This window comes from Streptomyces fractus (genome assembly GCF_049844455.1).
In the GTDB taxonomy this organism is placed as follows: domain Bacteria; phylum Actinomycetota; class Actinomycetes; order Streptomycetales; family Streptomycetaceae; genus Streptomyces; species Streptomyces fractus.
This window is the reverse complement of the sequence record NZ_JBMYHI010000001.1, coordinates 21,161-42,293: the sequence shown is the minus strand read 5'-3', so window position 1 is coordinate 42,293 and position 21,133 is coordinate 21,161. Positions and strand designations below refer to the sequence as shown.

Sequence of the window (21,133 nt, the reverse complement as noted above, 5' to 3'; positions counted from 1 at the left end):
GTCACGCGGCGAGAAAGCATGTCGTGTCGCTTTCACCGGAACTCCCGTCAGTATCCGGGGCGGCCGTGTGCCGCCCATCTGACTCCCTAAGGAGCGCGAGCTCTCCGATCGTGACCGGAGGGATCGAGCTTTTTCCCGGGCGGCTACAACTCAGACCTCGGCACAGGAGTCTGAGCTGCTGGTGGACGTGTTCCTTGAGGCCAGGCTGTGTTGTCAGTGGCAGGTGTTACCGTCCGGCCCAACTCGCCCAGACGGTAGGAAGGTTGGACAATGTCACTTGGAGACGACATTCGCTCTGATGTCGGCAAGCTGGTCGGAGAGCCGTGGAGCACTCGCGACGGTCGTGTCGTGCCGGCCACCGAGGACGTGCGCCTCTTCTCGAACGATGCCGTGAAGCTGGACGCCGTGTACCTCTACGCGGACCTGCTGGGGTCGACAGCCCTCGCTCGTGACTTCCGCCCGGAGACGGCGGGCAAGGTGATCCGGGCATCCTTGCGAGCAGCATCCAAGATCATCAAGGCGCATGGTGGGGAAATCCGGAGCTACGACGGCGACCGGGTCATGGGTATCTTCGTCGGCGGATTGAAGAACTCCTCCGCGGCCGAGAGCGCCTTGAAGATCAAATGGGCTATGCAGGAGGTGGTGAAGCCGACCCTCTTCGCAAAGCTGCCCCACCTTAAGCGTGAAGGCTTCACCCCTCGTATGTGCGTCGGAATCGCCTCCGGCGAAGCATTCATTGCCCGTGCAGGTGTCCGTGACCACAGCGACCTGGTCTCCATCGGACGGGCCCCCAACGTCGCCGCAAAGTTGAGCGACATCCGCGAGGCCGGGCTCTACTCGACCTACATCACGGCCGAGGTCTACAAAAGGCTGTCCCCCGAGACGAAGCTCTCGAACGGCACCGACATGTGGGAACCCCGTACCCACACGATCGGCGAGGAGCGTCTCTCCATCTATCGCTCTTCCTACCGGTGGAGCATCTGACATGGCATCGGACCACGAAGCCGTCGAAACGGCGTGGCGCGTTCACGCCGAGATCGGCAGCTGGACGACCAAGGCAGACGCCAAGGCCACTTTTGCGCTCACCCTGGACACCGCAGCCGTGGCCGGCATCATCGCTCTGTCCACCGATGACCATGTCCTCACCGACGTGCACGGATGGGGCGGTCGTACTCTCCTCTGGGCGGGAACGACGCTCATTCTGATGTCCGGGGTGTTCGCCATGCTCGTCGTCCTCCCGCGCCTTCGGTCCCGTAGGACGAGGAGCGAGGCGTCACAGAACTTCATCTATTTCGGGCACCTCAGGCACCGAGAACCTGAAGAGCTCGCCGAAGCACTGAAGACGACGAACGTGCTGCCGGTGCTGAGCCGCCAGCTCATCGCCACCAGCAAGATCGCGTGGCGTAAACACCGGCACATACAGGCGTCGTTCATCACCTTCGGCTTCGGAGGGATGCTCGTTTTCCTCGCTGCACTGACAGCGTGAGCTGCGGGGATCAGTCCTTGTAGGTGACGTGGACGTGGTCGTAGTGCCCGCCGGTGACGGTGTGCACGTTGTTGAGCCCGTGGTCGTACGGGCGTCCCCAACCGCCCTGGTCCTCGGGGTGGTTGATGCTCCAGATCCGTCCCTGCCAGATGACGTACTGCACGTGCAGAGCGTCGGCGTTCTTGCGCAGCCACGCCGCCAGCGCCCAGCCCTGCGAGAGCGCGGTGCCGGAGGCGCGCGTGCCGAGAGTGCCGGGCGTGTAGTCGCAGGCGCGGCCGAGCGGGTGCTCGCCGCCCTCGGCGCGTGCACTCTGGCAGCCGATGCCGCCGTGCCAGCGCGGCCACTTCTTCCCGATCTCCTTGTACCCGTGGGCGGTTGCCGTGGTCAGGCAGCTCCCGCCGGTCGGGTCCTTGGCCGAACAGGCGCTCGCCCCGCCCCCGTAGGCGGCAGGGGGTCCGGGTACGGACACGGAGACGGGCACGGGGCCGTCGCTGCCGGTGTTGCCGAGCCTGTCGCCGGCCTGGTCGTACTGGCGTACGTAGCCGAGGACCTCGTCGGCGTACCAGCCCGCGTGGTTGTAGCGCAGCGCGGCCTTGCGGAGCTGGGCGTCGTCGCTCAGGTCGCTGCGTCCGCTGCCGCAGAGGTAGACGGCGGCGCCGAGCGTCGCGTCGAACGCGTTGTGCGGGTCCTTGATGCCGTCGCTGTTGCCGTCCTGGCCGGTGGGGCCGTCCCAGGTGGAGGGCAGGAACTGCATCGGTCCCACGGCCCGGTCGTAGCTCGTGTCCTCGTCCCACTTGCCGCCGTCGGTGTCGGTGACGGAGCTCGTGTTGCCGCCGGCGCCCGCGCCGTTGAGGCGGGTGCCGATGATGCGCGGGCTGATCGTCCCGTCGTCGGCGATGCGCCGGCCGGAGGCGTGGTGGGACTCGACGCGGCCGAAGGCGGCGAGCACGGACCAGCGCATGCCCTTGCACTGCGGGCGCAGCTTGGTGATGCGGTCGGCGGCGTTCGCGTACGCGGACAGCATCACCGGCGGGATGCCCTGCACCGAGGACGGTGCCGCCTGTGCTCCGGCGGCGTAGGCGGCCTGCCGGTTCTTGTCGCTCTGGTCGGCGGCGATCGCCCCGGTGAGGGCGACCACCGCGGCGATCCCCAGGAGGACCGGCATGGCGGTGGCCATCGCGCCGAGCGCGAGCCAGCCCTTCTTCGTCACGGCGTCCTCCGGCGGGCCGGGGCCGGGCGCGCGGTGCGCGGCCGCGGAGCGGGCGGCGGCGACGACGGCCGTGGTTCCGGGCTCGGGGCGGGGCGGTGCGCACGGGCCGCTTCCGTGCTGAGCCGGTACAGGCGCTGGCGCAGGGCCTGCTGCTGCGAGGAGACGGCCGGCTGTCCGGGCACAGGGCGCGGGGCCCGCCGCACCGAGCGCGGCGCCGACGCCGGGGCGGGTGCTGGAGCGGGCGGGGTGGGGCGGCCGGGGGAGGTGGGGATGCGGTGCACGGCGGTCCTCGGCGGGGTGCGCGGGTGCGGGCGCGGCGGCAGGCCGCGGTGCATGCGGATCCGGTTGCTGACCCAGCGGCCGCCGCTGTTGTTCCAGTACGTCTGGGCGAAGTCGCGGGCGGCGGGCAGCTGACGGATCACGGGCTGGGCGAGCCGGGAGCGCAACTGGCCGGCGGAGCGGGCCAGATTGGCGGGCGCCGCTTTGAGGCCGGCGCTCGCCGCGCGGGCCGCCTGCGGCAGGTAGACCGGGGCGCCGACGGAGTACTTGAGGCCGAACTTGCCCGCCCCGTACGCCGCCTTCGCCGTCCCGGCGACGGCCTTGGAGGCGCTGTTGGCCATCGCGGCGGTGCCGCGCACGGCCGCGCGTGTGCCGAGCCGTCCGGCCAGGGCGGTGGACCCGCGCCCGCCCATGGCGGCGAGCGAGCCGGAGCCGCCGGCCGCGGAGCCGCCGGCCGCGGAGCCGCCGGCGGCCGCCCCGCCGGTCGCGGCGACCGCACCGATCATGAGTGCGGTCGTGGCCAGGGTCGAGGCGAGAGAGCGTTTGCGGCCGGCGTCCTCGTTCATGGTGGCGGGGGCGCGGCCGCCGAGTGGGGTGTTGCCCAGTCGGGTGCGGGCCGACATCGCCCAGGCCTTGGACTTCTTGGTGAGGCGCTTGCGGAAGAAGAAGCAGGCGATGACGGCGATGTCGACCGCGACGAACCGGGCGGGGAGGGCTCCGGCGTTGTCACCGAAGTCGGCGTTGAGGAGGGCGGTCACCAGGGTGATGGCGATCGCGAGGCCGACGACCAGGGCGATCAGGAGCCCCAGCAGCCGCACGATGTTCGTTGCCCGCTCCCACAGCCAGGCCCGGCCGGCCCCGGGCATGATGCCCGCGGCGAGCGCGACGCGCGCGAGGACGGCCTCGAGGACCAGACGCATCTGCGTGGTCAGGTACAGGAACGCCGTGTTCACCAGGAGCACGGTCATCAACAGCGCGGCGATGAAGATGAACAGCGCCCCGCCGACCTTGTCCCAGCCGGACTTCTTCGCCTCGTCGGCGTCCTTGACGCAGGCCTTCTCGAAGCCGTCCTGCGGGTTCATGCCGAGCAGGTCGTTGGCGACGTAGTCGACGGCCTTGTTGCTGATGGCGTCCTGGATGTCACCGACCACACCGGGGACGATGTCGTACTGATTCGGCACCGCGTTGATCTTCTTCTTGACGACGTCGACCTGGTCGTTGAAGAAGGCGGTCTCCACGCGGGAGTCGGAGTACAGGCGGGCGCACTTCTTGTTCGGCAGCTGCTGGTTGTAGGAGAGCAGGTAGGTGGGGCGCACGATGAACGCCTCGACGAGCCCGTCGGTGACGGGCCGGGTCAGGTCCCGCGCCTTCTTCTCCGTGACCTTCCCGGTCTGCAGGGAGTCCTCGTGGCCGGTGGTGATGGCGTACACGGCGATGCCGAGGTCGCGGGCCTTGCCGACGGCGCCGTCCTGCTGGCCGAGCAGCAGCTGCGGGGGAGCGGCGAACGTGGACACGGCGAGCGCGCTGATCACGGTGGAGGCGGTGATCTCGCCCCACCCGCGGGAGCGGTTGCCGAACATGATGTGCCAGAAGGCGACCATGCCGGAGTAGGCCAGCAGCAGGCCCGGCAGCCCGAGCTGGACGATGGCCTGGTTGTACAGCGCGTCGCTCAACTTGAGCGCGGGCTTGAGGAACAGCGAGGCCAGCGCCCAGGACAGGGCCCAGGAGATCAGCCAGCAGCCGAACGCGATGACCCACTTGGTGCCCTCGAACAGGCCCTGAGTGAGCAGGCCCTGGATCTGGCCCGGGATGTCGGTGACGCCGCCGTTGTCGGAGGTGATCCGGTAGGCGGAGACCGGCAGGCCCTGGCGGTCGGTGACCTCGAACGCGTTGAGGACGCCGCCGTCCCCGTGGCGGGCCTTGTACGCCTTGACCTTCTTGGCCATCTCGCGGCGCAGCTTCTCCTGCTTCGCCGCCTTCTTCTCCTTCGCCGACAGCTTCTTCTTCCCGTTGCCGCCGCCGTCCTTGTCGTCGGTCTTGGCGCCGTCAGCCGTGCTGTCGCCCTTGGGGGCTTTCGGGTTGACGGACTCGGGCGGCAGGAGACCGGGCGCGGTCGGCTCCATGCCCGGCTCGTACTTCGGGAACGACGCCGACGGGGACGGCGTGGGCGCCGGGTCGTCCGGCGCGGCGCCGGCCACGGGCGCGACCAGCAGCGTCACGGCCAGCGCCGCGACCACGAGCAGCAGCCCGCCCAGCAGATGACGCCGCACGTCCGTGAAGGCGCTGAAGCGTCCCCGTCGCATGCTCATGCAGACACCGCCTCCGCAGCGTCCTCCGCCGTCTCGGCGCGGGCCTGGTCGAGGTCGGAGTGGATGACGTCCGTCAGGGCCGGGTCGAGGGGCATCTGCACGCGCATCAGGCCGATCCGCCCGAACAGGTCCCGGGCGAGACACTCGCCGGCGCGCTGCGCCTGGGTCTCCTCGTTCTCGTCGAGGGGGGAGAGATGGGTGGTGACCAGCTCGACCAGCTCACCGTCGTCCGGGTCCAGGCCCATGAAGTCCAGGCCGCGGCGCGCGAGTTCCTTGTTGGTCTGGCGGAACAGATGCCGCCGCGGGAAGAGGCCGCGCACGATGCGGCCGGCGTCGGTGTCGGGGCCGAAGTCGTTGGGGTCGTGGGAGCCCACCAGTACGCCCGCCCCGTGCTTGCGGCCGTCGCGCACCAGCTCCAACAGCAGGTCCAGGCCCTCGGGCGACGAGGTCAGCCACCAGCACTCGTCCCACACGACCTGGCAGAACTCCGCCTCGCGGCGCGGGTCGTAGGCGATGTGCCGGCAGATCGTCGCGATCAGGTACAGCATCGCCCGGCCGAACACCTTCTCGGGGGCGAGTCGCTCGAAGTGCCCGGGCTCCAGTTCCCACTTCTTGGGCAGCGCCAGCTGCGCCACGCTGAACACGACGGAGTCGGCGTCGGTGTCGATGACCGACAGGCTCTCGTCGAACAGGGAGCGCGCCAGGTCCCGGCGCGCGTGCACGGACAGCTTCCGGGCCAGCGTCCGGCACACCGCGTCGTCGTCCCGCGCGGCCCGCTCCGTCAGGTGCGCCAGCAGACGGCTCATGCTGGGGTCGGCCTTGGACAGCACGTGGGCGATCGCCTCGGACAGCATGTCGCCGGCCTCGTCCATCGGGCTGATGCTCAGGAGCATGCCGAGGAACGACTCGCACAGCCGCTGTGCCTCGCTGGCGACGGTCGTCTCCTGGCCGCGCTGCTGGGTGAAGACCCGCAGCGGATCCAGCGACACCGCGGCGGTGGAGTCGGTGGTGATCAGTTCGGTGCGTCCGGGGCAGGAGCGGGTGAAGCGCAGCCATTCCTGCTTCTTGGTGCGGTCCACGATCACCACGCGGCCGCGGCTGCCGGGCAGCCCGGCCTTGCGGCCCGCGGCGAGCGTCCAGTAGACGCCGCACTTCATCGCGTAGCTCTTGCCGCCGCCGAGCTCGCCGAGGAACGCGGCCGACGCGGACGTCTTCTTCTTCGGGCCGCGGGTGAAGTCCATCAGCACGGGCCGCGAGCCGCCGCCGGTCAGCTGCCACCCGTACAAGGGGCCTCGTTCGTCGCCGAGTTCGGTCGCCGCCCACGGCCCGGCCATGCAGAAGTCGCGGGCCAGCAGGTACTGCGCATACGACGCCATGACCTGCGGGGTGCGCGCGCCCGGCAGCATCCCGTAGAAGAGGTGCTCCTGGTCGCCGAGCGGCCGGTCCACGGTGTAGTCGTCGCCGCCGAGCTCGGTGGCCAGCACCTTGGCCCGCGTCTCGACCTCCTGAGGGCTCGTGCCCCACACGCAAAAGCCGATCATGGCCCGCACGTCGACCTCGCCCTTGGACGCGGTCAGCCGCTCCCGGTTCTCCGCCAGGCTCCCGGCCGCCTTCTCGACCTGCGCCGGCACACCTGCCGGGTCGTGGGCCCACTCATCGGGCTGCCCGGCCAGATCACGGGCCTTGCGGCGCGTCTTGGCCTCGGCGACCGCGCCCGGAGTGACGCTCAGGCGCGCCACCCAGTCCACCGGGAAGGCGAACGTGTCCATCGCGGCCAGGTACTCCGAACCCGGGAACGCGAACGCCTCCGGCATCTCCGACAGCATCAAAAACGCCTGGTACGAGGCGCCGTGCTCGGTGGCCACCTCCAGCCACCGCCGCTTGAACACGCCCGCGCCGCGCTGCTCCTCGGCGTCGGCGAGCTGGCCGTCGATCGCGCCCTCGGTGAGGACAGCCTGCTCGAGCGCGGCCACTGTGCGGCCGCGGTTGGCCAGAGCGCGCCGCGCATCGGGCGTGGGCGGCAGCGGCTCCGGCACGCCGCGCCGCGCCGAGTGCCCGTAGATCCACAGGATCTCCGCCTCGCTCGCCGGACGGATCGACACGGATCCGGGCCACGTTGCCGCCATGCGCGCCGCCTGGTCCAGGCGCCGCTCCTCCTCGCGGCGGCTGATCGGCGCGGGCAACAGCCCCAGCCGCAGCGCCATCTCGGCCTTTGCAGCGCCCACGGTGTCCGCGATGCGCTGGCGGCGGTCGGTGGCGGGCAGCGGCACGGCGAGCCAGTTGGTGCGCCCCGTCAGCTCCAGGCTCTCCAAGGTGTCCAGGACCCGGTGGGCGACCTGCGTGTAGGCGGGACTGGCCGCCATGTCGATATCCTCGGTCATCGCCCGCACCACCGCACGCGGGTCAACCTGCGGACACAGGGAGAGCCACATCGACTCGCCCATGAGCTTCTTCACCAGCGCCTCAAGCGCCTTCAGCCGGCGCAGCTTGGCGCTCCTGCCGGAGTGGACCTGGTCCACGCCCTGCACCCGGTACAGCGCCCACACCGTGCCGTGCACACTCCACACGACGTTCCCGGCTACGTGCCTGATCGGCATCTTCACGACTGCTGCTCCCTTGAACTGTGTTGCACGGATGCCGGATCGCAGGCGGTCATCGCTGCTTCCGGACGGCCGTCGAGCGGTGGATGGCGAGCTGGGCCACGGCGCTGGAGGCCAGGCCGCCCGGTGCCGTGGCCGGATGCCGTACCGGGCGACGTACGGGGGCGGGCCCCGATGCGGGGGCGGCAGGCGGGACCGGGGCTGGGGCGGCTTTCTGCTCGGTGAGGGTGACGGTGCCCATGAGCGGCTGCGTAGTGATCCGGCGCAGCGGGCGGCCGCCGATCCGGGGACGCTGCCCGCCCGCCACCAGGCCCGCCGTGGAAGCCAGCGCCGCGAACGGATGACGCCCGTCCACGTGCAGGCGGCGCACCAACAGCGAGGCCAGGTAGGGGACCACCACAAGCGCGGCGAGGTTGAACAGCCCGAGCACGCTCCACAGGGCGGGCACGAGGACCAGCGTGAGGATCATGGCCGCGAAGACCGTCGCCATGGTGATGAACTGCGGCACGCTGTACGGGCCGCCCCACAGCCGGCGCCCTTCCCATTGCCCGATCATGCTGGGGTGGCGGCGGGCCTTGGTGTAGCAGCGCCCGACCAGCATCTCCTCGTCGACGGTGCTCACGCCTGCCGCCCCGAACTGTCACGACCCTGCGCCGGCGTGGTGATGGGCGGCACCTCGGGGGCGGCGACGCGGACGACGGGCACGCCCTGGCCGACGGTGTGGTCCTTCTTGAGCTCCTCGGCGGTCTTACTGGAGAGCACCGTCTGGGAGGCGATGATGCCCAGCACCATCGCGCCGCCCACCGCCGCGACTCCGGCCTTGAGCATGGAGCGCGTCGCGCCCCAGGTCGCCGCGACCCCGAGGACGTACATGATGCCGAGGACGACCACGGAGATCAGGGTCTTGAGGTCTTTGCCCAAGCCGGACGCGTCGTCGATGATGCCGACGGCCAACACGGTCGAGTGCATGGAAAGTTCTCCTTACGGGGCAGGGGAGTGGGACGGTGACGCCGCCGGGGCGTCGGGGAGGGTGATCTGCGGCGTCGCGTCCACGGCGGCGACTTCCCAGCGGCCGTCGCGGCCGGCGAGGGTCAGCGCGTACGACAGCGGTCGCTCGACGCCGTCCGTCCGGGCGGCTTTGACGTCGACGACCAGGCGCAGCCGCTCCCGTCCCTGCGGGGCGCCGATCCGGCCGTCGCCGTCGCTGTCCTGGAACGAGGGCTCCACTGCGGTCGTCGTGACCGTCACCGCCCGGTAGGGGGCGGGTTTGATGGGGGAAAGACGGGTGCCCGGTGAGACGTAGCGGCCGAGCTCGCCGCTGCCGGACAGGTACGCCGTGAAGAACTGGGTCAGGGTGTCGATGGCCGGGTCCCCGGTCTGCGCGGGCAGCGGCTCGCCGTAGGCGAGTTCCGCCTTTGTCGAGCCGCCGGTGGGGGCCGAGACCTCGGCGGGCAGCGCGAGCGCCGACAGCGGTCCACCCGCCTTGTCCGCCTCGACGGGAACCTGGAAGAACCGCATCCGCACTGCCGGCCGCTCCCCGCCCGTGTCCGGCTGGGACTTGGCGGCTGGCTTCGCTGACGGCTCCAGGACGCGGGCGGCGACCGTCACCGACCAGTACCGGCCCGGCGCGACGTCCTTCACCCGCACCGCGGCGATCTGGCCGACCTGGACCGCATCGGGCTTGCCGCCCAACTCCACATCTGCGGCCTGCGGGTAGAAGGCGGCGAGCTCGTCCTGCGATCCCTCGCCGGCGCGCAGGAACGCGGCGACGTACATCTCTGCGAACCCGCCGGGCCCCGCCACGTCACCACTGGAGGACTGCACCACCGAAGCCGGAGTCGCCTCGGCACCCGGTTGCGACACGATCGCCCAGCCACCCAGCACCGGCCCGGCGATCAGCAGACCCCAGGCCAGGCGCCGCACGACGTTGGTTGCCACCGCGACCGAACCGGTCGACGGCGACGTCCACCACCCGCTGTGCTCCTCGAGCTCCAGCTCCTGCCCCGAAGCGACGTTGGCCGCCGTCGCGGACTGATCCTTGCGGTTGCGGCGCCTCACGACGCCGCCTCCTGCCAGGCGCGCAGCTGTCGCCGCCGCTCCGCCGCATCGAGCTCGGCGAACCGGTCGAACGCCTCGCGAGCCGGACCGACCTCGTCCAGGTAGGTCCGTGCGATCCGCGCGGTCTGCTCCGTGAACGGCAGCGTCTCCAGTAGAGCTACCAGCTGCTTGACCCGGCGCCGGGCCGCGGCGAGCAGATCGAGATCCGTCTGCCCCACCCGCGCGGGGGCCGGGTGCGCCGTGTGTGTCATCGCCACGGTCTCCTCCCTCAACTCGAGATATACGGCGGCCCTGTCGCCGCCCCACACACCCCTAAGGAGCCGCACCCCGCATAACGTGACCGGCGGGGGCGCACCAATTTGCACGCTTCACATCACGCGGCCGCGACCCACTCGGCCGCGACGGGCCGTAGCCACTGGATCGCCCTCGAGCGGCGCTTGCGGGCGGCCGGCGTCGCCGCCCCGTCACGCCCTGCTTCCTCACGGACCAGGTCCGCGATCGTGCGGGCGTGCTCCGGGGGCAGACAGCCGCGATCCACACCCCACGCCAGCAGCGCCGCCAACTCGCCCTCGGCGCTGCCGGTCTCCGGCGTATCGGCGACGCGCTGCTCCTGGCCCCGCTCGATCAGCAGGCGCTGCGCCACCTCATCGGCCACCTCGGCCTGCGACCCGTCGGCCGGATCCCCCAGGTCATCGATCCGGACGTCCCGCGCCTCACCACAGCCGAGCTCCCGGCTCGCGTGATGCAGCGTCTCCAGAAGCAGCGTGGAAGCGACCTTGCTCCGACGGTGCAGCGGGAACGCCCGAACGACCATGTACTGGCAGCCGACAACGACCTGAGCGACGTCGTCGAACTCGCGCACCGGAGTCAGCAGGGACCGGGTGAGGCGCACCATGCCCGGCACCATCGCCTGCACCACGACCCGCGCCGCCAGCTGCGCTTGCTCACCCTCGCCGGCAGCCCGCTGCAGCAGTGCGCGCAGCCACCGGTCCCCGGCCCCCGTACCCCGCTGCTGCCGACAGTGCACGACGAGCTCGTGTAGATCGTGCGGCAACTTGTCGGCCTCGGCGGCGACACCGGCCTGCAGGGTCCAGCCGCGCACGAGAGCACCTGCCGCCCGGTCCGCGCACACCAGCGCCCACTCCTCGTCCAGTCCGGCGAACACCCGCTGCTTTGTGGCTCCCACGACACGACCCCTTTCAAGTACGTGTCGTGGACTCTCCTCAGGGCCACTGCCCCGTCGAGTACCCCATCCACCCGAATGTGCAGGTCAGCGAGTTGCCCAAAGAGTGGCCCACCCAAAACACAGTGACCCGCGCCCTGTGAGGTTCCCAGCCCTCTGGCGAACGGCCGGGTTGCTCTCAGGGGGGAACAGACGATCGTCGGGACGCGGTGAGTCTCACCAGACACGTGCCCGGTCCTTGTGCAGCGGACGGTCCGCCAGCACCCAATTTGGGCGGGTGCAGCACCCGGAAACGGAGGGCGAGTTACGTGGTCCGCAGCGCGGGAGTGATGCGTCGGGCAGCTGGAAGTGAATTTCGTACCGCGGGATGGCCGTCGACGACGAACGCGGTCACGGGATGGCCGCACCGCGCCTCCAACGGCCGGGTGGACGGCGCGCAGCGGGATGAGGTGGAACAGGACGGGCCCCGTTCGCGGGCCTGTGGCCGCACGCGGTCGACCGTGCCCCTGGAACGGCATCGCACGGCCCACCCTCCGTGCCGTTCCCGTCGGTGGAATGCGGTGCGCTCGCCGCCACTGCACAGCCCTCACGGGGGTCATTCCACCCCAGCGGGGAACGCGCACAACCTCCGCAGACGATGCGCCGAAACGTGTGCCCCAAACAGTGACCCGCACTGGAAAACCGCAGCTCACAACGTTCCACCTCCCTGGAACGCCCGGTGCTCGTCGCCGGTTCCCCGAACCGCAGGAGCAGGTGCAGCGGGTGTGGTCCGTCATGAGTCAGAGGCGGTCGGCTCGAGGTATCCGGTTGCCCGGATGCGTACACCGTCCTGGTCGGGGACACGCCATGGCGTGGATGGCCCGGTCAGGTTGTAGCAGTTCGCGAGCTGCCATGCCATGGCGTACACGGTGGCCTCGTCGGTGCCCTCGATGGCGAGGGTCACGTATCCGGGCGTCGTACGGGCCAACCCGCGCGCGGTTCACCGGCGCGCGCGGGATCACTCGATCCGGGAGTAGAGCGAAAACGCCTGACAGGCGGCAGCCCGACATGGCACCCTATGAATCGCAATTCATTGGCTATGAATTACGGTTCTTGTGTGAGGTGCTCGTGATCCTGGTCCATCTGTCGGCGACGTGGCCCCGCGTCCTCGCGGGGGAACTGCCAGCAGCAGAAGCCTCCTTGGGGGCCTGGTACAACGTCGGCGACGCCAAGATCGAGACCTTCGGCGACGTACTGCTCGGCATCTACGACAACACGGTGGTCAGCGCATTCGACCTCACCGGGCCAGCCGCGCGGGACGCGGAGGGCCGCGTCACCTTCACCGGCACCCCGTCGGAGGCCTGGGCTCACCTGGTCGGCATGCCGAACCCGGGCAAGCCCTGGGGCGTTCGCGGCATGGCGCGCCCCATCCAGTACCTGGACACCACCGTCGTCACCGGGGCGCTCGCCCCGGTCGAGGACGACGGAGCGTTACGCCGCGCTGTCGTCGGCGACGTCGCGCTCAGCGTGGACGCCGAGGGCAACGCAGTGGTGTCGGTGCCCGCCGGCCGGACCGTCACCATCCACGCCCGCGAGGCCTGAGGCGTGAGCGCCGCCCCGCTGCCCGCGGCCGCGCACCGCGAGGTTCTCGCCGAGCGGATCCTGCCCCGCGCCCTGCAGGGCGCCGTGCCCCAACGGCGTCCGGTGGCCGTGGTCGTCGCCGGACAGCCCGGCGCCGGTAAGACGACCCTGGCCGATCTGCTCCATGCCGCGCTGGAGAGGCGGGGCGGTGCTGTGCGGGTGAGCCGCGATCTGTACAAGAGCGCCCACGGCGCCTACCCCGAGCTGCTGGCTGCCGATGTCCGCACCGCCGGATCCCAGGTGCGCCCGGACACCCGGGCCTGGCAGCACGCCGTGGAAGAGGCCGCATGCCGGGACCGATTCGACATGGTGGTGGAGAGCGCGCTCGCCGACCCGGACGAGTTCCGCGACCAGGCAGCCGCGCTGCGGGCGGCCGGGTACCGCGTCGAGGTCGTGGCCCTGGCCATCCCCGAGGCGGTCAGTCAACTCGGGGTCCTGGACCGCTACCTGCGCGCCGCCGACGAAGACCGACGGTTCGTGGCGTGGGAGAACCACGACGGCTGCGCCGCGGAAATGCTGCGCACCCTCGACACAATCGAACGGGAGCGTCTCGCCGACCGGATCTGCGTGGTACGCCGCGGCGCCATACCGCTGTACGACAACGAGCTGACGGACGGCTCCTGGAAGCGTGCGCCGCGGGCGGCCCGGGTGGTGGCCGGCGAGCGGGCGCGGCCATGGGACGCGCAGGAGACGGCCGTCTTCCGCCGTGAACTGGCCGACGCCGACCGCCGGGTGCACCACGGACTCCTCGGCGACGACCAGCGGCTCGCGGTGGCCCGGGACGCCGAGCGGGCCGCCGCCTGGTCCGAGCCGGTCCGCCGCACCGCGCAAGTGCGTTCCGCGCCGCCCGGCGTCGACTATCACCGGCTGTCGGCCGAGGAACACCAGTGGATCTTCGACCACTTGATCGTGCCCGGCCACCTCGACCAGGCCCAGGCGCAGGAGCAGCCGGTCGTCGTGTACGTGGTGGGCCAACCCGGCGCGGGCAAGACGGCAGCCACCCAGCTGGTCCGGCGCGCGATGCGATCGCGCCGCCCGGTCTGGCTGACCGGGGATCACTTCAAGTCGGCGCATCCCGACTACGGCGAGCTGCTGCGCAGTGAACCGCGCACCGCCGGTCAGCGGATCCGCGTCGACTACAAGGCATGGCAGGCCAAGGCCGAGCGTTACGTGCGCGAGCGGCGCGGCGACATGGTGATCGAGATGGCGCCCGGCAGCGTCGGCCAGTTCACGGCGAGCGCGGCCGCGTGCCGCCGGGCCGGTTACCGTGTCGAGGTGGTGGTCCTGGCCGTGCGGCCGTCCGACAGCCGGCAGGGCGCCGCCGCCCGCTACACCGACGCCCTGCGCCGGGGCGTGGCCGCCCGCTTCACCACCGGCGCCGGGCACGATCAGTGCGTGCACGCGTTGATAGACGTGGCTTGCGCGGCCGAGACGGAGTCGCTGGTCGACGCCGTCACGGTGCTGCGGCGCGACGGCAGCGCCCTGTGGTGCAACACGCGCCGTACGGACGGACGGTGGGAGCGGCCGGCTCGCGCGGCCGCCGTGTTGGTGGGTGAGCAGCACCGCCCGTACACGGATGCAGAGGCGTACCGGTTCCAGGCGCTGCTGCAGCAGTTGCGCTTCGCGCTGCCCCAGTACCGGGACGAGCTCGCGCAGATCAGCAGGAGCGCCGCGCCCCTGCTGCCCGAACGCTGGCTCCCTCGCCGCCTGCCCACTCCGGCGCCGGTCCCCGAAGCGCTCCCGCTCCCAACCGCCTACTGCGGGTCCGGGGCGTCGGAATCCCACGTCTCGATGCGGGCCTCGTAGACCGCGGCCACTTGCACCAGCTGCTCGTCGCTCATCTCCAGCATGCCCTCCTTGTCGGCGACGAGTGCCTGCCGCTCCTCCACCAGCCGGGACATCTCCTCGGTGTCGTCCAGCCCGGCACGCCGTTTGGCCATGATCCGGGCCGCGTAGCGCTGCAGCAGAGCATCGAGCGCCGTCTGGGCGCGGGTCTGAGGATCGCTCAGGCCCGCCTCGTGCGCGTCGTCCATCGAGTCCGCCTTCACATCAGTGGGGGTGGGTAACCGGCCGAAGGTAACAAGCCGGCCATCAGGCCGGTTCGCCGTGCGATGCGGCGCGCGACCGGCTGGCCTGCTCAACATGGTGGCAGCTACCGTCAGGTGACAGATCATTACCAGATCATTACCGGGGAGGGCTGCGTGGCGCGGGACCTGCGAGCGGTGTTCGGCTCCAACGACCGGGAGCTGGCAGCCGACGAGGCGTTCACCAACCGTCAGGCTCAATGGGCGCACGTCACCACGACGCTCGCCGAGCACCTGCGGCGGGTGAGCGCGCGCGGTTTCGACGTCGAGGACCTGGAGGCGCCGCGTCGCAACGTGCTGGTCTTCCACGGCGTGGGCGGGATCGGGAAGACGACGCTGTCGCGGAAGATCGAGGCCGCCCTCCGCGGCACGGGCCGCCCCGAGCAGTGGAGCGAGGCCTCCTGGCCCGGAGCGCGGATCGTCCCCGTGCGGATCGACCTTGCGCGCTCGGCCGGCACCGACATCGAACAGGTCGTGCTCACCCTGCGGCTCGCACTCGCCGAGCTCGGCCGTCCGCTGCCCGCCTTCGACATCGCGCTGCGCCGTTACTGGGAGGCCAACCACCCCGGCGAGCCGCTGGAGGAGTACCTGCGCCGCGGCGGCCTCGCCCGCTGGTTCGGCGAGGCCCTGCCCCAGCAGATGCAGTCCGCGCTCGCCGACGTCGCCCAGGCGCTCCTGCTGCCCGGCACGATCGGCTCGGTGGTCGGGGAAGTGGCCGGCTCCCTGGTCGGCGCGCTGCGCGAACGGCGGCAGACGGTACGGGCGCTGGCCGGCTGCGTACGCTTGGCCGACCTGCTGGAGGCCGAGGCGGACATTGACGCCCTCTCCTACTATCCGCACCTGCTCGCCTGGGAACTCGCCCGCCTCCCCGCCACCGAGCGCGTGGTCCCGGTCGCCCTCCTGGACACGTTCGAAGACGTCGGGGACCGCACCCGCCGCGAGATGGAGCGGCTCCTGCAGCGCGTCGTGTGGCTGATGCCGAACGCCCTGTTCATCGTCACCGGCCGCTCCCGCCTGGACTGGGCGGAGGACGGACTCGCCGGACAGCTCGACTTCACCGGCCGGCACGTCTGGCCCGGCCTCGCCGACCCCGGCTCCAGCGCGGTCCCCGCGCCGCGCACGACGCCCTCGTCGTGGGCGCCCGAGCGGCAGGTGCTTATCGGTGACTTCAGCCTCCAGGACTCCGAGGACTACCTCGTCCGCCGGCTCTCCCGCGAGGGCCGCCCGCTCATGAACGTCGAGCTGCGCCGCGTGATCAGTGAGCGGTCCCACGGCCTGCCGCTCTACCTCGACCTGTCAGTGATGCGGTTCCTGCAACTGCGCCGCAGCGGACGCACCCCGCAGCCGACCGACTTCGACGCCGACTTCCCCGCCCTGATCTCCCGCACCCTGCAGGACCTCACCCCCGAGGAGCGGCACGTACTGCGCTCCGTCGCCCTCCTGGACGCCTTCGACGTCCCCCTGGCCACCAGGGCCGCCGGGCTCACCCACGAGGCCGCCGCCCTGCGCCTGATTGAGCGGCCCTTCGTCCGCCACCACCCCTTCGGGATATGGCCGCACCATCTGCACGCCCTGATCCGCGCCACACTGCGCACCGCCGACGACCACACCGACGACCGATGGAGCGCGCGGGACTGGCAGCAGGCCGCTCAGCGCGCCTTCGCCGCGCTCGAGGAACAGTGGCGCAGCAGCCACGCGAACCGGCAGTTGCTGATGGGCTGCCTGCGCCAGGGCCTCGCCCTCACCCGCGACTTCGCCCTGGCTCCCCGCTGGCTCTCCGACGCCGCCTGGTCCTACGTCAGCGACTCGGTCTGGGAGCCGATCACCCTGACCGCGCCCGTCGCGTCCTACCGCGACGAGGCGGCCGACGGTACACCGTCCGACGCCATCGTCGATCTACTCAGTGCGCTCGCCCGCCGCCAGCACGAACACCGCGAGCACACCGTGAACCGGCTCACCACCGTCCTCGACACCGGCCTGCTGCCCGACGAGCTGGTCGAGATGGCGGTGTACTACCGGGCGAAGGCCCAGCGCGACCTCGGCCGCTCCGCCGACTCCCGCACCGGCATGCAGTACGTCGTCGACCACGGGCGTCGCCTCGCCCCCGCGGCTCGCCGCGGGCTCGTCCACCTTGCCCGCCTCGCCGGCGACTTCACCGCCGCTCATGCCGCCGCGCAGCATCTCGGCTGGGAAGGACGCCAACACCGGGTGATGGGCGACGTGTTCTGGCCCCAGGGCGACATGGAACGCGCCGCCATCGAGTACCTGGCTGGGCGTACCGAGGCCGAACAGCACGGCAAAACCGGTGAAGCCGCGCACAACCAGGCGCTGCGTGCGTTCACAATCGCCTTCACCGATCCCCGCCTCACCGACGACGAAATCGACCTCGCCCGCCACCTGTTGACCGGCCTCACCCTGCGTGCAACCACGCTGACGGTGCAGATCGCCACGCTCGTCCGCGACGCCGGCCTCACCGAGAACGTCGAGGACCGTGCACGACTGCTGCGCACCGAGATCGCCAACGCCGGACTCATCTCCCATCGCCCGCTGCTCGAACTCGCCCTCGCCTTCCACCAGGCCGTCCTCGGCGACGGCGGCCAAATCGACGCGAGCCTCGCGTGCCTTTCCGAGCTCACGGCCGGCGGCAACCACACCTACTACGTGGACCTCATCCGCTTCATGGCCGACCGGCCGCTCCCCGCCACTCCTACTCAGCCCCTGAACTGGCTCGATGGGGAGCCGGCCGTCCGGGAGCGCTGGCGGGCTCTCGTACTCGCCCGCCGCGCCATCGCTACTCCTGGGTAACGTCGAATCCGCCGCTCGCGGAGGCGTTTTCACTTCTGAGCTGCCCCACACAACAACGTCGGCTTCCACGACCCAATGGGCCGCAGAGACCGACGTGATGTGAGGGCCGAGTTGGACCAGCAAGGGCCAAACAGGGCGGTCCGTCCGTTGTGCGGTTGTCCGTCAGTTCTGGATGTCGAACTCGCCCTTGCTGGCACCGTCGAGGAAGCAGCTCCACACGTGCTTGCTGACGACGAACGGCGGGTTGTCGAGGTCCTCGTTGTCGCGGATGGCGACCTGTCCGTCAGGAGTGAAGGCGACTTCGAGGCAGCCGCCGTTGCCGCTGGAGGCGGTGGCCTTGAACCAGTTGAGGTCGCGCAGGAAGTCGGGGGTATTGGTCATCGTTTCTCCTTTACCGCATCCCGGAGCCTTGCCGCCGAGTCGTCCGGGTCGAGCGCCATGGCTCGCAGCAGGTCGAAGGATGTCGTGAACTTTCTGACGTCGTACTTCTTATCGAGGTACAGATTTCCGGCGGGACTGTCGATGTAAACGACGGGCGTCGCCTCCTCGAAGTCCAGGATCGAGAACGGACCGCCCAGGCCGGGGTGGGCTCCCTTGTCCTCCGGCATGATCTGGATCCGGACATTGGGGAGCTCGGTCAGCTCGATCAGGTGCTCAATCTGGGCGCGCATGACATCAGCACTGCCAACAGGCCGTCGCAGGACGCTTTCGTCGAGGATCGCCCACGCCTCCAGCGCAGTCGACCGTCCCGACGTCTCGTGAGCGGTGAGGAGTTCGGCGCGCTTCATGCGCACGTCCACCATGTCGTCGTAGTCCACCGGCCGATTGCTCGGCCAGGCCGCCACGATCGCCCGTGCGTACTCGCGGGTCTGTAGCAGGCCGTGTACGAGCGTGGATTCCCACGCCTGCTCGGCGATGGCGTCTGTCTCGAACGCCAACAGCGGTTCCAGGTCGCTCGGCATGGCCTCGCGATAGCCGTCCCACCAGGCCGAATCCTGTGCTGCGTCGGAGGCAAGGTCTCGTAAGGCCTGAATCTGCGCCTGGTTCTCGATGCCGAACAGCTTGACCAGCTGGTCGAGCTCGCGGTCATGCAACTTGACCCTGCCGTTGCCGTTCTCCAGACGGCTCACTCGTGTCTCGGAGCACTTCAGATGCGTGGCCACGTCAGCGGCTCGCAGCCCGGCGGCCTTGCGCAGGCGCACGATCTCCGCGCCGAGCAGTCGTCGGTTGGGCCTTGTCTGCTGCACCACCTGGTGCCGCCCCCTTCGCTTGCGCCGACCATTTCGAACTTGCGCACTTTCCTGCGCACAGTCTGCCGTACCACCTGAACGCGCTGCACACATAGGCCCTCTCCCTCATCGAATATTCCCCGCGCATGTGCGTACTTTCGGAAAACTTGCTGCGCACTTGCGCAGTAGGTGCGCAGAGGGTCACTGTAGGGCTAGTTGGACACGACAGGTAGCGACTTGATCGCACTACGTAGATCACGTCGCGCAGGCGTTCGGGAGCGTTCCATGCAGCCGTCCGTGCAGGTCACGGCAGACCAGCCCATCAAATCCCGCGAGTTGACCGATGTTCGTGCGCAGGACCAGGACGGTCTGAGCCTCACCGCACACCAGTGGGAGCAGGCACACGGCCAACGGCGCGCATGCTGTGGACGTAGGGATGAGCCTCTGGAACCGGGCGGTTATGCGTACGTCAAACTGCGTGGACGTCTCGGCTACGCGGTCAGCGTCTGCCCCACCTGTCCGACTCGCGTGGACGGGGCCGGACAGTGACAACCGGACCACGCCCTGCCGAAGTTGAGGTCCTGCGGATCCGCCGGTCCCTCGCCTTTCACGTCCTGGCCGTGCTCAAGGAACGCGGCATCCCTTGCGGACCGGTGCTCGACAACCGGGCCCGCGCCGCCCTCGAGGTCCTGGTGCCCGACGGCACCGCCGCCACATGGCCCGCCCTGCCCGGCACGCGATGCGTGGCCGGTGCCCACCTCCCTAGCCCGGCCCGCCGCGCATGGATCTGGCCCACCGACCCGTCCGCCACGGTGTCCACCGACCCGGACGCCCTGTGCGAAGCCGTGACCGTAGCTCTTGCCCAGCTTGCGGCCCCTCTGCTCGGTGCCGTGCATCCGCACCCGGAAATGGAGCGCTCATGACCGACCGTCAGCCGCCAATCCCGGTGCTCTGGCCAGTGTTCGCGCCGAGCACGCAGCCCGCCTTACCGTCCGACCCCCGCCCGAGCGCCGATGCCACAGGTCCGCAGCCGCGCTCAATGACCGTCACGTTGCCCGGCCGAGAGCTGGACACCCCCAAGCGCGCACGCGCCTATGTGACTGACTTCCTGCGTGAATGGAACGTCTCCCGGGACGCCGTTGAGATGCTGACGCTCGCCGTCAGCGAGCTTGCGACGAACGCGGTGACGCACGTCGGACACGGCACCATCGCCGTGCGGGTTACGCTCACCGACGACGAGGCGCTCGTGTCCGTCACGGACGGGGGCCTTTGCGGACGCCCCTCCGCGCGTACCGGCACAGGCCCGGACGACGAGCACGGCCGTGGCCTTGCGCTCGTCGAGGCCCTCGTCGACCGGCTCGTCGTGCGGCTGTACCAGGAGACGACCGAGGTCCTGGTCGCCGTCGCCCTTCCCGGGCCCGTACACGACAGCAGCGAGGGAGGAGCCGACGATGATGGCGCACGCCCTCACCAGTAAGGCCCCGGCCACCCGCGTACCACGGGCCGCGGGACCGGACTCGCGACCCCGCGCACCGCCGCCGACATGATCGGCCAACGCGTTCACGACGACGTCGACGCGTACCTGAAGCGCCCCACCGGTCATGCTTGGTTGTAAACCACCGTCGCCCTGCACGGCCTCACCTGCTCGCTCAACGTGGCGCCCACTCTCCGGCCCAATCAGCACGCCGGCATCGTCATATGCAGGGCGTCCCGGTCCCGGGCCTGACGTGCGGTCACCACGCGCTCAGCACCGGGATCTGCACGTTCACGCTCCTCACGCTCGCATCCCTGACGCGCTTAAGCCCCGTCGGTCTGCCCCCCGTCCACGGCCGCCGTGGACGGGGGAGCGGTCACCTACCTCGCCCGTCGCCCGATGGACCGCAGGGCCCACGGTCGCGCCAAGCTGTGGGAGTTCGGCGTGATCGGGCACGGCCTCGACATCGATCAACTCGTCGCGCAGGTCGCTGATGCGATCCGTACCTGGGACCGGAACTTCCGCGGCCGCGAGGCCACCTTCGAGATCCAGCCCCTCGACGCCGCGCCGACCGAGCACCGCCCCGGCCTGTTCACGCTGGAGACGCCGCTCAACCGGATCACTGTGGATTGGTATTGATTGGCAGAGTGCGGCGCCTCGAGGGACCCGTCTCACGGTGACGAGAGTGGCCGCTGGATTTCCGGCGGCCACGGAGTTCTGGAGGCCGGTTGCCTTCCCGGGGTGCCTTCCCCGGTTGCTTTCCCGCGTTGCCTTCCCGTATTGCTCTCCCGTGTTG

General features: G+C 70.5%; 19 protein-coding genes and 1 pseudogene. 8 read left to right on the top strand and 12 right to left on the bottom strand.

Features of this window, described 5'->3' with window-relative positions; genetic code table 11:
• The first annotated feature begins 348 nt into the window (after window positions 1-348).
• Together ACP4E5_RS00235 and ACP4E5_RS00230 are read left to right on the top strand one after the other, a co-directional pair.
• Window positions 349-984, top strand: coding sequence for an adenylate/guanylate cyclase domain-containing protein (locus tag ACP4E5_RS00235; RefSeq protein WP_425824622.1), 636 nt, complete (start codon window positions 349-351; stop codon window positions 982-984).
• Between the two features lies 1 nt (window position 985).
• Entirely contained in the window at window positions 986-1,486 is a 501-nt protein-coding gene (locus ACP4E5_RS00230; RefSeq protein ID WP_425824621.1) for a Pycsar system effector family protein, read from the top strand.
• 10 nt (window positions 1,487-1,496) lie between these two features.
• Here the strand turns inward: ACP4E5_RS00230 and ACP4E5_RS00225 are convergent, their stop codons facing one another.
• From ACP4E5_RS00225 to ACP4E5_RS00185, 9 genes are all read right to left on the bottom strand, one after another.
• A complete protein-coding gene (locus ACP4E5_RS00225; RefSeq protein ID WP_425824620.1) occupies window positions 1,497-2,696 on the bottom strand; it encodes a lytic transglycosylase domain-containing protein in 1,200 nt (399 codons plus the stop codon).
• The gene (locus tag ACP4E5_RS00220) at window positions 2,693-5,284 is read right to left on the bottom strand and encodes a hypothetical protein (protein ID WP_425824619.1); all 2,592 of its coding nucleotides are present in this window, start codon (window positions 5,282-5,284) and stop codon (window positions 2,693-2,695) included. The genes ACP4E5_RS00225 and ACP4E5_RS00220 overlap by 4 nt, the downstream gene beginning before the upstream one ends.
• Complete coding sequence (locus ACP4E5_RS00215; protein WP_483030237.1) at window positions 5,281-7,881, bottom strand: ATP-binding protein; 2,601 nt, start codon at window positions 7,879-7,881, stop codon at window positions 5,281-5,283. The genes ACP4E5_RS00220 and ACP4E5_RS00215 overlap by 4 nt, the downstream gene beginning before the upstream one ends.
• 55 nt (window positions 7,882-7,936) lie before the next feature.
• A complete protein-coding gene (locus ACP4E5_RS00210) occupies window positions 7,937-8,506 on the bottom strand; it encodes a hypothetical protein (protein WP_425824617.1) in 570 nt (189 codons plus the stop codon).
• Window positions 8,503-8,853, bottom strand: coding sequence for a hypothetical protein (locus ACP4E5_RS00205; protein ID WP_425824616.1), 351 nt, complete (start codon window positions 8,851-8,853; stop codon window positions 8,503-8,505). Before ACP4E5_RS00205 ends, ACP4E5_RS00210 begins: the two co-directional genes overlap by 4 nt.
• 12 nt (window positions 8,854-8,865) lie before the next feature.
• The gene (locus tag ACP4E5_RS00200; protein WP_425824615.1) at window positions 8,866-9,942 is read right to left on the bottom strand and encodes a conjugal transfer protein; all 1,077 of its coding nucleotides are present in this window, start codon (window positions 9,940-9,942) and stop codon (window positions 8,866-8,868) included.
• On the bottom strand, window positions 9,939-10,193 hold the full coding sequence (locus ACP4E5_RS00195) for a hypothetical protein (RefSeq protein ID WP_425824614.1): 255 nt from the start codon (window positions 10,191-10,193) through the stop codon (window positions 9,939-9,941). Before ACP4E5_RS00195 ends, ACP4E5_RS00200 begins: the two co-directional genes overlap by 4 nt.
• Before the next feature lie 122 nt (window positions 10,194-10,315).
• Complete coding sequence (locus ACP4E5_RS00190; RefSeq protein ID WP_425824613.1) at window positions 10,316-11,128, bottom strand: hypothetical protein; 813 nt, start codon at window positions 11,126-11,128, stop codon at window positions 10,316-10,318.
• A gap of 769 nt (window positions 11,129-11,897) precedes the next feature.
• Complete coding sequence (locus ACP4E5_RS00185) at window positions 11,898-12,092, bottom strand: DUF6207 family protein (protein WP_425824612.1); 195 nt, start codon at window positions 12,090-12,092, stop codon at window positions 11,898-11,900.
• Between the two features lie 140 nt (window positions 12,093-12,232).
• Between ACP4E5_RS00185 and ACP4E5_RS00180 the strand changes: the two genes are divergently transcribed.
• Both ACP4E5_RS00180 and ACP4E5_RS00175 read left to right on the top strand, forming a co-directional pair.
• Window positions 12,233-12,706 (top strand): hypothetical protein, encoded by a 474-nt coding sequence (locus ACP4E5_RS00180; protein ID WP_425824611.1) that lies wholly within the window; start codon window positions 12,233-12,235, stop codon window positions 12,704-12,706.
• Between the two features lie 3 nt (window positions 12,707-12,709).
• Window positions 12,710-14,551, top strand: a complete 1,842-nt coding sequence (locus ACP4E5_RS00175; RefSeq protein ID WP_425824610.1) for a zeta toxin family protein — start codon at window positions 12,710-12,712, stop codon at window positions 14,549-14,551.
• On the opposite strand, the gene ACP4E5_RS00170 is transcribed toward ACP4E5_RS00175, so the two are convergent.
• Window positions 14,500-14,778, bottom strand: coding sequence for a hypothetical protein (locus ACP4E5_RS00170; protein WP_425824609.1), 279 nt, complete (start codon window positions 14,776-14,778; stop codon window positions 14,500-14,502). The two genes, ACP4E5_RS00175 and ACP4E5_RS00170, sit on opposite strands and share 52 nt — an antisense overlap.
• A gap of 168 nt (window positions 14,779-14,946) precedes the next feature.
• Between ACP4E5_RS00170 and ACP4E5_RS00165 the strand changes: the two genes are divergently transcribed.
• Window positions 14,947-17,634: an ATP/GTP-binding protein gene (locus tag ACP4E5_RS00165; RefSeq protein ID WP_425824608.1), complete on the top strand. Its 2,688-nt coding sequence runs from the start codon at window positions 14,947-14,949 to the stop codon at window positions 17,632-17,634.
• 162 nt (window positions 17,635-17,796) lie between these two features.
• Here the strand turns inward: ACP4E5_RS00165 and ACP4E5_RS00160 are convergent, their stop codons facing one another.
• Window positions 17,797-18,015 carry a DUF397 domain-containing protein gene (locus tag ACP4E5_RS00160; protein WP_425824607.1) on the bottom strand — a complete coding sequence of 73 codons (219 nt, stop codon included), beginning with the start codon at window positions 18,013-18,015 and terminating at the stop codon, window positions 17,797-17,799.
• Window positions 18,012-18,884, bottom strand: coding sequence for a helix-turn-helix domain-containing protein (locus ACP4E5_RS00155; protein WP_425824593.1), 873 nt, complete (start codon window positions 18,882-18,884; stop codon window positions 18,012-18,014). Before ACP4E5_RS00155 ends, ACP4E5_RS00160 begins: the two co-directional genes overlap by 4 nt.
• A 524-nt stretch (window positions 18,885-19,408) precedes the next feature.
• Between ACP4E5_RS00155 and ACP4E5_RS00150 the strand changes: the two genes are divergently transcribed.
• The 3 genes and pseudogenes from ACP4E5_RS00150 to ACP4E5_RS00140 form a co-directional block, all read left to right on the top strand.
• Window positions 19,409-19,786 carry a hypothetical protein gene (locus ACP4E5_RS00150; protein ID WP_425824594.1) on the top strand — a complete coding sequence of 126 codons (378 nt, stop codon included), beginning with the start codon at window positions 19,409-19,411 and terminating at the stop codon, window positions 19,784-19,786.
• Between the two features lie 116 nt (window positions 19,787-19,902).
• Window positions 19,903-20,340 (top strand): ATP-binding protein, encoded by a 438-nt coding sequence (locus ACP4E5_RS00145; protein ID WP_425824595.1) that lies wholly within the window; start codon window positions 19,903-19,905, stop codon window positions 20,338-20,340.
• A gap of 339 nt (window positions 20,341-20,679) precedes the next feature.
• A pseudogene (locus ACP4E5_RS00140) lies at window positions 20,680-20,976 on the top strand (methyltransferase, FxLD system); the annotation flags it as partial.
• Window positions 20,977-21,133: the final 157 nt, after the last annotated feature.

What these genes read in the sequence shown, in the direction of transcription:
- ACP4E5_RS00195 (WP_425824614.1), bottom strand. Translation starts at nt 10,193, where the DNA reads ATGACACACACGGCGCACCCGGCCCCCGCGCGGGTGGGGCAGACGGAT.
- ACP4E5_RS00220 (WP_425824619.1), bottom strand. Translation starts at nt 5,284, where the DNA reads ATGAGCATGCGACGGGGACGCTTCAGCGCCTTCACGGACGTGCGGCGT.
- ACP4E5_RS00205 (WP_425824616.1), bottom strand. Translation starts at nt 8,853, where the DNA reads ATGCACTCGACCGTGTTGGCCGTCGGCATCATCGACGACGCGTCCGGC.
- ACP4E5_RS00215 (WP_483030237.1), bottom strand. Translation starts at nt 7,881, where the DNA reads ATGCCGATCAGGCACGTAGCCGGGAACGTCGTGTGGAGTGTGCACGGC.
- ACP4E5_RS00170 (WP_425824609.1), bottom strand. Translation starts at nt 14,778, where the DNA reads ATGGACGACGCGCACGAGGCGGGCCTGAGCGATCCTCAGACCCGCGCC.
- ACP4E5_RS00145 (WP_425824595.1), top strand. Translation starts at nt 19,903, where the DNA reads ATGACCGTCACGTTGCCCGGCCGAGAGCTGGACACCCCCAAGCGCGCA.
- ACP4E5_RS00230 (WP_425824621.1), top strand. Translation starts at nt 986, where the DNA reads ATGGCATCGGACCACGAAGCCGTCGAAACGGCGTGGCGCGTTCACGCC.
- ACP4E5_RS00160 (WP_425824607.1), bottom strand. Translation starts at nt 18,015, where the DNA reads ATGACCAATACCCCCGACTTCCTGCGCGACCTCAACTGGTTCAAGGCC.